A 12,554-nucleotide genomic window follows, 5' to 3' on the forward strand; every position below is an offset into this window, starting at 1 on the left:
AAGGCCGTCTGAAAATGAGATTTCAGACGGCCTTTTTATTATGCTTTATACAATAAAAAATGCCGGAGGCTTAACCATCTCCGGCATTTTTAAATAAGGTGGCGAGCCGAACCCCCGGCACTGGCTCATCAGAGTGGGCTGCTGGCTTCCGCCCCTGACCCGGTGTTCCAAATTACCATGCGGGGAGACCCGCCATAGAAGAAACGCATTATAGCGGTTTTACAGAAAAACTCAAGCGATAAAATCTGTCAGGCCGTCTGAAAACCATTTACACGACAAGATTGTAAACAATATTACCTAGTTACAAATCATTCCCATTGAAATGTTTATTGTCTTTTCCGTTGAAAAATATCGAAAATTACACTACATTAACACTTTACGCCATCAAGAAGAAATTGCATTTTTCAGACGGCCTTTAATATAAAAACATTACATCCATCAACGGAACACGACCATGACCACGACTACTGCCCCTCAGCGTATTCGAGAAATTCCCTATAACTATACTTCTTATACCGACCGTGAAATCGTCATCCGACTGTTGGGCGACGAGGCGTGGCAGATTCTACAAGACTTGCGCGGACAGCGCAGGACGGGACGTTCGGCACGAATGCTGTTTGAAGTATTGGGCGATATTTGGGTGGTCGTGCGCAATCCGTATCTGGTCGATGACTTGCTGGAGCACCCAAAACGCCGCGCCGCGCTGGTACGCGAAATGCGCCACCGCTTAAATGAAATCCGCAAACGCCGCGACGACAATCAGCAAGTAGATGTCTTGGTTGCCGCAGCAGAAAAAGCAGTCGAGCGTTTTGATAGCAGTTTTGATGAAACCATCCAAAAACGCCATCAGATTTTGGAACGCTTAAGCAAAATCACCAAACCACACAACATCATGTTTGACGGATTGGCTCGCGTAACGCATGTTACCGATGCAACCGACTGGCGCGTGGAGTATCCGTTTGTCGTCATCAATCCTGATACCGAGGCAGAAATTGCGCCTTTGGTGCGCGCCTTAATCGAATTGGACTTGGTCATTATCCCACGCGGCGGCGGTACAGGTTATACCGGCGGTGCGGTACCTTTGGACGCAAACAGCGCAGTCATCAATACCGAAAAACTCGACAAACATCGAGGCGTCGAATACGTTGAACTGGCAGGCTTGGACGGCAGACATCCGATTATCCATTGCGGCGCAGGCGTAGTAACCCGCCGAGTGGAAGAAACCGCGCATCACGCAGGTTTGGTGTTCGCCGTTGATCCGACTTCCGCCGATGCGTCTTGCGTGGGCGGCAATGTAGCGATGAACGCAGGCGGTAAAAAAGCCGTACTGTGGGGTACTGCCTTGGACAACCTCGCCTACTGGCAGATGGTCAACCCGCAGGGCGAATGGCTGCGCATCGAGCGCGTGCGCCACAATTTCGGCAAAATCCACGACGAAGAAACCGCCGTTTTCGACGTTCATACGCTGGATTCAGACGGCATCAATATCGTTAAAACCGAACGTTTGGAAATCCCCGGCTACAAATTCCGCAAAGTCGGTTTAGGCAAAGACGTTACCGATAAATTCTTGAGCGGCCTGCCCGGCGTGCAAAAAGAAGGCACGGATGGCATCATCACCAGTGTTGCCTTCGTATTGCATAAAATGCCGAAATACACGCGCACTGTGTGTATGGAATTTTTCGGTACGGTCGCCACCGCTACCCCGTCCATTGTTGAAATCCGCGATTTCCTGCTTACCCATGAAAGCGTACGATTGGCCGGTTTGGAGCATTTAGACTGGCGTTACGTCCGCGCCGTCGGTTATGCCACCAAAGCGGCGGGCAAAGGCCGACCTAAAATGGTCTTGCTGGCAGACGTGGTTTCCGACGACGAAGCCGCCGTACAGGCAGCCGCCGAACACATCTGCGAACTTGCCCGCGCCCGCGACGGCGAAGGCTTTATTGCCATATCTCCTGAAGCCCGCAAAACCTTCTGGCTCGACCGCAGCCGCACCGCAGCCATCGCTAAACACACCAACGCCTTTAAAATCAACGAAGACGTGGTCATCCCTTTGGAAAGGCTTGGCGAGTATTCAGACGGCATCGAACGCATCAATATTGAGCTTTCCATTCAAAACAAACTCAAACTCTGCGCCGCATTAGAGCAATATCTGTCCGGCAAACTCCCCATCGACAAAATGGGAACAGACCTGCCGACCGCCGAACTGTTGGGCGAACGCGGAAAGCACGCCCTAGCCCACGTTTCCGCTGTCAAAGCGCGTTGGGAATGGCTGCTTGCTAACTTGGACGCGCCACTTGCCGACTATAAGGCTCGCTATGGCGCAGCCGTCCATGCCGCGCCCGAAGCCAAAGACAATGAAAGCTGCTTTATTGCCTTCCGCGATTTCCGCCTGCGCGTGTCTGTCAAAGCGGACGTAATGAAGCCGCTTTCTGAAATCTTCAGCGGCAAAACAGATACCAAAATTATCCAAGGCTTGGGCAAAATCCACGCCAAAACCGTGCGTAGCCGCGTCTTCGTCGCCCTGCATATGCACGCCGGCGACGGTAACGTTCATACCAATATTCCGGTTAACTCAGACGATGCCGAAATGCTTCAGACGGCCTACCGTTCTGTGGAACGCATCATGAAAATCGCCCGTTCGCTCGGCGGCGTAATTTCCGGCGAACACGGCATCGGCATCACCAAGCTCGAATTTTTGACCGATGAAGATTTGCAGCCGTTTTGGGACTATAAAAACCAAGTCGATCCGAAACACACCTTCAACCGTCACAAACTCATGAAAGGCTCGGACCTGCGCAACGCCTACACGCCGTCTTTCGAGCTTTTGGGCGCGGAATCGCTGATTATGGAAAAATCAGACCTCGGCACCATCGCCGATTCCATCAAAGACTGTCTGCGCTGCGGCAAATGCAAACCAGTTTGCTCTACTCATGTTCCGCGTGCCAACCTGCTGTACAGCCCACGCAACAAAATCCTCGGCGTAGGCTTGCTGACCGAAGCCTTCTTATACGAAGAACAAACCCGTCGCGGCGTTTCCATTAAACATTTTGAAGAACTGATGGACATCGGTGACCACTGCACCGTGTGCCACCGCTGCGTTAAACCTTGCCCTGTCAACATCGACTTCGGCGACGTTACCGTAGCCGTCCGCAACTACCTTGCCGATTCCGGCCACAAACGATTTGCGCCTGCGGCTTCAATGGGCATGGCATTTTTGAACGCCACAGGCCCGAAAACCATCAAAGCCCTTCGCGCCGCCATGATACAGACAGGCTTCCCAGCGCAGAACTTTGCCTACAAAATCGGCAAGCTTCTTCCGATCGGCACTAAAAAGCAAAAAGCCGAACCGAAAGCCACCGTCGGTACTGCCTCAATCAAAGAACAGGTTATCCATTTCATCAACCGTCCTTTGCCGAAAAGCGTGCCTGCCAAAACTCCGCGCTCCATGCTGGGTATAGAAGACGACAAGAGTATTCCTATCATCCGCAATCCGGCTGCTCCGGAAGATGCCGAAGCCGTGTTCTACTTCCCAGGTTGCGGCTCTGAGCGTCTGTTCAGCCAAATCGGACTTGCCGTTCAAGCCATGCTTTGGCATGTTGGTGTCCAAACTGTCCTGCCACCCGGCTATATGTGTTGCGGCTATCCGCAAGACGCAGGCGGTAATAAGGCTAAAGCCGAAGAAATGAGCACCAACAACCGCGTGGCTTTCCACCGTATGGCAAACACCCTCAACTACCTCGACATTAAAACCGTCGTCGTCAGTTGCGGTACCTGCTACGACCAACTGGAAAAATACCGTTTTGAGGAAATCTTCCCTGGCTGCCGCATCATCGACATCCACGAATATCTGCTTGAAAAAGGTGTGCAGCTAAACGGAGTACAAGGTCAGCAATACCTCTACCACGATCCTTGCCATACCCCGATCAAAACAATGAATGCCACCCAAATGGCAAGCAGCCTCATGGGGCAAAAAGTCGTCTTAAGCGACCGTTGCTGCGGCGAATCCGGTATGTTTGCCGTCAAACGACCCGACATTGCCACTCAGGTCAAGTTCCGCAAACAAGAGGAAATTGAGAAAAACCTCAAAGAGCTGCCGCAGGGTGAACCCGTCAAAATGCTTACCTCCTGCCCAGCCTGCCTGCAAGGTCTGAGCCGCTACGCCGACGACAACAATATACCTGCAGACTACATCGTCATTGAAATGGCAAAACACATCCTCGGCGAAAACTGGCTGGATGAGTTTGTGAAAAAAGCCAATAACGGCGGTGTAGAAAAAGTATTGCTCTAAGGACTTAGGCAAAACTTTTGGCTGTAATAAAGGCCGTCTGAAAATCTTTCAGACGGCCTTTTTATTCAAAAGAATCAAGATAAAATAATCAAATCAGACGCCTTTGCAAATAACAATGCCATACCAGTAGTATTCAATAAAAAATAAAACCTGAGGCCTTTTATTCCTCAGGTTTTATTTATCAAGCCTTATGCTTTTTCTTTCTGGAGTTTTTCTGCCATCAGTTGATGCAGCGTTTTCTTAGCCGGTTTCATCGGAACACGGTTATCCGTCCAACCCAGCTGCTTGCTAGGTGTCAATGCGCGGAATTTAGTGGCTGTCCAACCGAATGCACGGTAAGCTTTACTGCCGCTGAAAATACCGTCAAACGTACGCCATGCCATTTGTTCGCCGAAAGTATGCGATGCACCTTGACCACGGATAGGATGTGGAACGATTTCGGTTGGCGAACGTTGCGCTTCAACACGCAGACGTTGCATTTGTTCGGTAATCGGAATGCGTACCGGACAAACTTCAACACAGGCGCCACACATGGTACATGCAGTCGGCAGATCGCGTGTCGCATCCAAGCCCAACAAATGCGGAGAGATAATCTCGCCAATCGGGCCGGGATAAGTCGTACCGTAAGCCGCGCCACCGATACGGGTATAAACCGGACAGTGGTTCATACACGCACCGCAACGGATGCATTGCAAAGTACGGCGCATTTGATCTTCTGCATACGCTTGGCTACGGCCGTTATCAAGCAGTACCAAGTGCATTTCTTGAGGGCCGTCCAGCTCTTCGCTACGGCGAGGGCCGGTAATCATATTGAAATAAGTGGTAATGTTCTGACCGATGGCAGAACGTGGCAACAGGCTGTACAAAGGCGGAACATCCGACAGCTTCGCAACCACTTTTTCAATGCCGGTAATAGCAATGTGCACAGGCGGTACAGTGGTACTCAAACGGCCGTTACCTTCATTTTCAACTAAACACAAAGTGCCTGTTTCAGCAACGGCAAAGTTCACACCGCTCAAACCGACATCGGCAGTACTGTAAATATCGCGCAAGGCTTTACGCGCAAATCCGGTCAGTTGGTCTACATCATCTGTTAATGGCGTACCGAGGTTTTGATGGAAAAGCTCGCTCACCTGCTCTTTGGTCTTATGAATGGCAGGCATCACGATATGGGTTGGTTTCTCACCGGCCATTTGAACGATAAACTCGCCCAAATCGCTCTCAACCGCTTTAATGCCTTGGTCTTGCAGATAATGGTTCAGCTCAATCTCTTCGCTGACCATAGATTTGCCTTTCACCATCAGCTTGCCGTTTTTATCGGTAATGATGTTGTGAATGATTTGGCAGGCTTCGACAGGGGTTTCCGCCCAGTGGACTTTAACGCCCAGCTTGGTCAGGTTTTCTTCCAGCTGTTCCAGCAATGCAGGCAATTTGGACAACGAACGCTGACGGACATGTTCACACAAGTCACGCAGGCTTTGCAGCTCTTCTTCATCTGTCAAAACGGCTTTGCGCTTGGTCATCAGCATATCCATCGCCGTGCGCAAGCTTTTACGCAGAGGCTTGTCTTGCAAAGAAATCGCAGCGTTTTGCTTGAACGTTTCCGGCTTCATATGGAATTTAATGGTTTGAGAACTCATGCTTTTTCCTCCAAATCAGCAGGGGAAATATGATCAGGCAGAACGGCCAAAACCACCAAATCGCGCGGGCCGTGTGCACCATAGGCCAAAGTCAATTGAATATCGGCAGTCTTAGACGGACCGGAAATCAAAATAACGTTGGTAGGCATGCCTTTTTCTACCAGTTTTTCACCTTCAACAGCATTATGGAATTCGTTGTACATTTTGCTGGTGTCAAACAAGCAGAAATGTACAGGCGGAACCAAACTCAGGCTGCGCGGCTCAAGAGGGCTGGACTCCAGCATAATAGTACCGGTACGGGCAATACCGCATTTAGAGCCGCTAAAACCAGCCTCGATATCGGTAAAGAATTCGTTTTTCCAGTCGTCGATTTTTCGCTCAAAACCACGAGGTTCAATATTGGTATCGGCCAAAGCTGCACGGGCCAGCTGACCATGTTCTGTTTCCAATGGTAGCAGAATGTTTTTCAAGCCTTTGCCTTCGGCTGCTTGACGGAATACTTGCGGCCAGTTGGATTTGGTAACCCAATAGATTTCAGTTTTGACGGCACGCATGGCAGCCGCCCAATGTTTCAAGCGTTCGACATCGTTTGCCCAAGAAACACCCATTTCACGGTAATAATCAAAAACCGGCGGTTCTTCCATCGGCAAGGCATCGGCTTTTTTCAGTTTCGCTAAAATATTTTCGCGCGCGCTCATGCTTTACCTCCGGTACGTTCCAACAGGAAAGATGCAATATGTTTCGGACGCGGCATATTGGGTTCGTCTTTAGCAATTTTGCCGCCGATATTCATCATGCAGCCGCAATCCGCACTGATGATTTCAGTTGCGCCTGTTTCTTTTAAGGCTGCAACTTTGTCGGTTACCATCGCGCCGGAAATATCAGCTTGTTTCACAGAGAATGTACCGCCAAAACCGCAGCACTCGCTTTCATGGTCGTGAACGATACGTTCAACATTTTCCATGCCGTCAATCAACTGCCAGCCTGACAAATGGACATTCATCTCACGACGTGCCGCGCAGGAAGTATGAACGGCCACTTTAACCGGCTCGCCTTTATCTTCAGGTTTGTAACCAATCGCCAGCAGGAAGTGGGTAAATTCAATGATACGGTTGGCGCAATCAATCGCTTTTTGCTCGTACTCGGTACCTTTGAACAAAGTCGGCCAGTGGTGTTTCATCATGCCGCCGCAAGAACCGGAAGGCACGACAATCGGCCAATTTTCAGGGAATAAATCCAGTTGCGCTTTGGCAACATCAAAGGCTTCTTTAGGATGGCCTGACGAATAGGCCGGTTGGCCGCAGCAGCTTTGTTCCATCGGATAATGGATACGGATACCCTGTTGTTCGATTAAAGTGATGGCATCCATGCCTGCTTCCGGCATGAAAAGGTCGAGAACGCAAGTACCGAAGAAATAAGCATCGGTTGGCTTGCTGTCGAATACGGTGATTTGTGGTGGTTTGATTGCGCTCATTTTTTTGGAACGGGACAACCCGTTTTCTTGTGTAAAAATAAGATGGGTACTTTAAGTAATTGCTTGTAATGGGTCAAGTCTAATTTTAAAAAATAATATTAAAAAAGCATGACAAACCAGATAAAAACCCTTCCTTTATTAACTTGATAATCTACATAATAACCACTATCAATAAGAAAACTAATGGATTCATTTTTTAATAAATGAAACTCGTCCATCCCCTCTCTCTTCAAATCAGAATAACTGCCTCTTTATCGAATCTTGATTTACATCAGAAGTCATAAATTTAATCGCTATGACACGTTTTTAGACGAAACAAGCAATCCGCTATGCTGTACATATGTTTCAGACGGCCATACAGGAATAAAAAGATATCTAAGACAATAAAAATAAAAGTTTTTCTCACAAGACTCAGGCCGTCTGAAAGATAAGTTCGTCAAAAGGCCTCTTTCCATATACTCAACCTTACTTCTAATCAAAATCAAACACTTGGAAAATCATCGTTCCTAACCTTGAAAACCCTATGCACACTCAAGCACTTCCAGTATTATTGTGACAGTTTCTTGACGCAAAATTACAGTCTTAGCCACCCACAATCGGCATGGATTTGCAAAAGAAGTGAAACCAAGCTTCAAAACAATTTCACCTTAACTTCGGAGTAGGCATTATGTTGACCCAGGCTCAACAGGTTGATTTGACCTTGCATCACCTTAAAGAACGCACCCTATCTATTTATACCCCCGAACAGCGTGCAAGCATCGAGACATCTGAAGACTGGAAACAGTTTGACAGACGACTTGAGGAACACTTCCCAAAACTGATGCACGAGCTGGACAATGTTTACAACAACAACGAAGCCGTCCTCCCCATGCTGGAGCAACTGATTGCCCAAGCATGGCAAAGCTATTCCCAACGCAACTCATCCTTAAAAGACATCGATATTGCGCGCGAAAACGATCCTGACTGGATTTTGTCCAACAAACAGGTTGGCGGCGTGTGCTACGTCGATTTGTTCGCAGGCGATCTGCAAGGCTTGAAAGCCAAAATCCCTTATTTCCAAGAATTGGGGCTGACCTATCTGCACCTGATGCCCCTGTTTAAATGCCCTGAAGGCAAAAGCGACGGCGGCTATGCAGTCAGTAGCTACCGCGATGTCAATCCAGCACTGGGGACAATAGACGACTTGCGCGATGTCATTGCCGCGCTGCACGAAGCAGGTATTTCCGCCGTTGTCGATTTCATCTTTAACCACACTTCTAACGAACACGAATGGGCAAAAGGCTGCGCCGCCGGCAATCCGCTCTACGACAACTTCTACTACATCTTCCCCGACCGCTGGATGCCCGACCAATACGACCGCACCCTGCGCGAAATCTTCCCTGACCAGCATCCGGGCGGATTCTCCCAATTAGAAGACGGACGCTGGGTGTGGACGACGTTCAATTCCTTCCAATGGGATTTGAATTACAGCAATCCTTGGGTGTTCCGCGCCATGGCGGGCGAAATGATGTTCCTTGCCAACTTGGGCGTTGATATTCTGCGCATGGACGCTGTTGCCTTTATTTGGAAGCAAATGGGCACAAGCTGCGAAAACCTGCCTCAGGCACACGCCCTGATTCGCGCGTTTAACTCTGTAATGCGTATCGCAGCGCCTGCCGTGTTCTTCAAATCCGAAGCCATCGTCCATCCTGACCAAGTTGTCCAATACATCAGCCAAGACGAATGCCAAATCGGCTACAACCCTCTGCAAATGGCATTGTTGTGGAACACGCTTGCCACACGCGAAGTCAACCTGCTCCATCAAGCACTGACCTACCGCCACAACCTGCCCGACCACACAGCATGGGTCAACTACGTCCGCAGTCATGACGACATCGGCTGGACATTCGCCGACGAAGACGCATCACAATTCGGCATCCACGGCTACGACCACCGCCAATTCCTCAACCGCTTCTTCGTCAACCATTTCGACGGCAGCTTCGCACGCGGTATACCGTTCCAATACAATCCAAGCACAGGCGACTGCCGCGTCAGCGGTACAGCCGCAGCATTGGTCGGCTTGGCTCAAAACGATCCGCATGCCGTTGACCGCATCAAACTCTTGTACAGCATTGCTTTGAGTACCGGCGGCCTGCCGCTGATTTACCTAGGCGACGAAGTGGGTACGCTCAATGACGACGACTGGTCGCAAGACAGTAATAAGAGCGACGACAGCCGCTGGGCACACCGTCCTCGTTACAATGAGGAGCTGTACAAGCAACGTCATGACAGCTCGACCACTGCCGGTCAAATCTTCCAAGGTTTGCGCCATATGATTTCCATCCGCCAAAGCAATCCGCGCTTTAATGGCGGCAGGTTGGTCACCTTCAATACCAACAACAAACACATCATCGGCTACATGCGCAACAACGCGCTTTTGGCATTCGGCAACTTCAGCGAACATGCGCAAACCATCAGTGCGCACACCCTGCAGGCCATGCCGTTTAAAGCGCACGATTTGATCAGCGGTCAAACCGTTTCTCTGAATCAGGACTTGGTACTGCAACCCTATCAAGTCATGTGGCTTGAAATTGCATAAGCTGAATTTTTTTTATACATCATTCAAGGCCGTCTGAACAAATCAGCATTCAGACGGCCTTTTAAGGCATAAGATGTATTTTGTATTTTGGGCAGTTTCGCTTAGAATGCACGCTTTAATACCAAATGACACACTTAAAGTCAGGAGTAAAAATCCATGTTGAAAAAATTCGTACTTGGCAGCATCGCCGCAGTAGTTTTGGCAGCTTGCGGCGGCGAAGGCAGCAACTCAGCTTCTTCTGCTCCGGCACAATCCGGTGCGGCCTCCGGTTCACTAATTGAGCGTATCAACAACAAAGGTACCATCACTGTCGGTACGGAAGGTACTTACGCACCATTCACCTACCACGACAAAGACGGCAAACTGACCGGCTACGATGTCGAAGTAACCCGCGCAGTTGCCGACAAACTGGGCATCAAAGTTGAATTTAAAGAAACACAATGGGACTCCATGATGGCAGGTTTAAAAGCCGGCCGTTTTGACGTGGTTGCCAACCAAGTCGGCCTGACCAGCCCTGAGCGTCAAGCGACCTTTGACAAATCCGAGCCTTACAGCTGGAGCGGTGCCGTATTGGTTGCCCGTAAAGACAGCAACATCAAATCCATCGACGACATTAAAGGCGTAAAAACCGCACAATCCCTGACCAGCAACTATGGCGAAAAAGCCAAAGCTGCGGGCGCAGAACTCGTACCGGTAGATGGTTTGGCGCAATCGCTGACCCTGATTGAACAAAAACGTGCCGACGCAACCCTGAACGACGAATTGGCGGTATTGGATTACCTGAAGAAAAACCCAAATGCCGGCGTACAAATCGTTTGGTCTGCCCCTGCTGACGAAAAAGTCGGCTCCGGCTTGATTGTCAATAAAGGCAATGATGAAGCATTGGCCAAATTCAGCACAGCCATGACTGAACTGAAAGCCGACGGCACGCTGAAAAAACTGGGCGAACAATTCTTCGGAAAAGACATCAGTGTTAAATAATTTCCTTGCCTCTCTGCCGTTTATGACGGAAACACGCGCTGATATGCTCATCAGCGCGTTTTGGCCTATGGTCAAAGCCGGCTTCGCAGTATCTTTGCCTTTGGCTATCGCTTCTTTCGTTATCGGCATGATTATTGCCGTAGCCGTTGCTTTGGTGCGAATCATGCCCTCCGGCGGCATTTTCCAAAAATGCTTGCTGAAGCTGGTTGAATTTTATATTTCCGTCATTCGCGGTACGCCGCTTTTGGTGCAATTGGTCATCGTATTCTATGGTTTGCCTTCCGTCGGCATCTATATCGATCCGATTCCTGCCGCCATCATCGGCTTTTCGCTCAATGTCGGCGCATACGCTTCCGAAACCATACGCGCGGCAATTTTGTCCGTACCTAAAGGCCAATGGGAAGCAGGTTTCTCCATCGGTATGACCTATATGCAGACTTTCCGCCGCATTGTCGCACCGCAGGCATTCCGCGTTGCCGTACCGCCTTTGAGCAATGAATTTATCGGCTTGTTCAAAAACACCTCGCTTGCCGCCGTGGTAACAGTAACAGAGCTTTTCCGTGTCGCCCAAGAGACGGCAAACCGTACTTATGACTTCTTACCGGTTTATATCGAAGCCGCATTGGTTTATTGGTGCTTCTGCAAAGTGCTGTTTCTGATTCAGGCGCGTTTGGAAAAACGTTTCGACCGCTATGTCGCCAAATAAGGAGTTGTCATGATTAAAATCCGCAATATCCATAAGACCTTTGGCGAAAATACCATTTTGCGCGGCATCGATTTGGATGTTGGCAAAGGACAAGTGGTGGTTATCCTAGGCCCTTCCGGCTCAGGCAAAACCACATTTCTACGCTGTTTAAACGCTTTAGAAATGCCTGAACAAGGTCAGATCGAATTTGCCAATGCGCAGCCGTTAAGCATCGATTTTTCTAAAAAACCAAGCAAACACGATATTTTGGCACTGCGCCGCAAATCCGGCATGGTGTTCCAACAATACAACCTCTTTCCGCACAAAACCGCGTTGGAAAACGTCATGGAAGGGCCGGTTGCCGTACAAGGTAAGCCTGTCGCCAAAGCGCGTGAAGAGGCTGTCAAATTGCTTGAAAAAGTCGGTTTGGGCGATAAGATTGACCTCTACCCCTACCAACTTTCCGGCGGTCAACAGCAACGCGTCGGCATTGCCCGAGCATTGGCGATTCAGCCTGAACTGATGCTGTTTGACGAACCGACTTCCGCGCTTGACCCTGAATTGGTACAAGATGTTTTGGATACCATGAAGGAATTGGCACAAGAAGGCTGGACCATGGTTGTCGTTACGCATGAAATCAAATTCGCCTTAGAAGTGGCAACCACTGTTGTCGTGATGGACGGCGGTGTTATTGTCGAACAAGGCAGCCCGCAAGATTTGTTCAATCATCCCAAACATGAGCGGACACAAAAATTCCTGCGCCAAATCCGTGCGGACAATACCGATCTTCAAATTTAATTGAAACGGCAGACAATTTGAAAGCATTTTCGGCTGTCATTTCATAAAGACCGTCTGAATAAGTGAAATAGAAATCGTTGATTTCGTCTTCATACTTGTTCAGACGGCCT

8 protein-coding genes and 1 other RNA gene are annotated in these 12,554 nt (G+C 49.4%); 5 read left to right on the forward strand and 4 right to left on the reverse strand.

The features are described 5' to 3' along the window. Positions 1–97: 97 nt before the first annotated feature. Positions 98–194, reverse strand: an RNA gene (ffs, locus tag KCG55_RS09830) — signal recognition particle sRNA small type. A gap of 260 nt (positions 195–454) precedes the next feature. On the opposite strand from ffs, the gene KCG55_RS09835 reads away from it, so the two are divergent. Continuing rightward, complete coding sequence (locus tag KCG55_RS09835; RefSeq protein WP_254322918.1) at positions 455–4,288, forward strand: DUF3683 domain-containing protein; 3,834 nt, start codon at positions 455–457, stop codon at positions 4,286–4,288. 188 nt (positions 4,289–4,476) lie between these two features. Here KCG55_RS09835 and KCG55_RS09840 read toward each other — a convergent pair whose 3' ends face one another. From KCG55_RS09840 to KCG55_RS09850, 3 genes are read right to left on the reverse strand one after another with little or no spacing between them, the layout of a single operon-like run. Continuing rightward, complete coding sequence (locus KCG55_RS09840) at positions 4,477–5,928, reverse strand: LutB/LldF family L-lactate oxidation iron-sulfur protein (RefSeq protein WP_254322919.1); 1,452 nt, start codon at positions 5,926–5,928, stop codon at positions 4,477–4,479. Further along, a complete protein-coding gene (locus KCG55_RS09845; protein ID WP_107723218.1) occupies positions 5,925–6,626 on the reverse strand; it encodes a LutC/YkgG family protein in 702 nt (233 codons plus the stop codon). The genes KCG55_RS09840 and KCG55_RS09845 overlap by 4 nt, the downstream gene beginning before the upstream one ends. Continuing rightward, on the reverse strand, positions 6,623–7,402 hold the full coding sequence (locus tag KCG55_RS09850) for a (Fe-S)-binding protein (RefSeq protein WP_049323225.1): 780 nt from the start codon (positions 7,400–7,402) through the stop codon (positions 6,623–6,625). The genes KCG55_RS09845 and KCG55_RS09850 overlap by 4 nt, the downstream gene beginning before the upstream one ends. 667 nt (positions 7,403–8,069) lie before the next feature. On the opposite strand from KCG55_RS09850, the gene KCG55_RS09855 reads away from it, so the two are divergent. The 4 genes from KCG55_RS09855 (at position 8,070) to KCG55_RS09870 (ending at position 12,444) form a co-directional block, all read left to right on the forward strand. Further along, positions 8,070–9,980 (forward strand): alpha-amylase family protein, encoded by a 1,911-nt coding sequence (locus tag KCG55_RS09855; RefSeq protein ID WP_254322920.1) that lies wholly within the window; start codon positions 8,070–8,072, stop codon positions 9,978–9,980. Positions 9,981–10,136: 156 nt separating this feature from the next. Further along, positions 10,137–10,961 (forward strand): amino acid ABC transporter substrate-binding protein, encoded by an 825-nt coding sequence (locus KCG55_RS09860; protein WP_250579907.1) that lies wholly within the window; start codon positions 10,137–10,139, stop codon positions 10,959–10,961. Next, a complete protein-coding gene (locus KCG55_RS09865) occupies positions 10,951–11,667 on the forward strand; it encodes an amino acid ABC transporter permease (RefSeq protein ID WP_049336124.1) in 717 nt (238 codons plus the stop codon). The genes KCG55_RS09860 and KCG55_RS09865 overlap by 11 nt, the downstream gene beginning before the upstream one ends. A gap of 9 nt (positions 11,668–11,676) precedes the next feature. After that, complete coding sequence (locus KCG55_RS09870; RefSeq protein ID WP_254322921.1) at positions 11,677–12,444, forward strand: amino acid ABC transporter ATP-binding protein; 768 nt, start codon at positions 11,677–11,679, stop codon at positions 12,442–12,444. Positions 12,445–12,554 lie beyond the last annotated feature (110 nt).

The sequence above is a fragment of the Neisseria subflava genome (assembly GCF_024205745.1).
Classification (GTDB): Bacteria; Pseudomonadota; Gammaproteobacteria; order Burkholderiales; family Neisseriaceae; genus Neisseria; species Neisseria flavescens_B.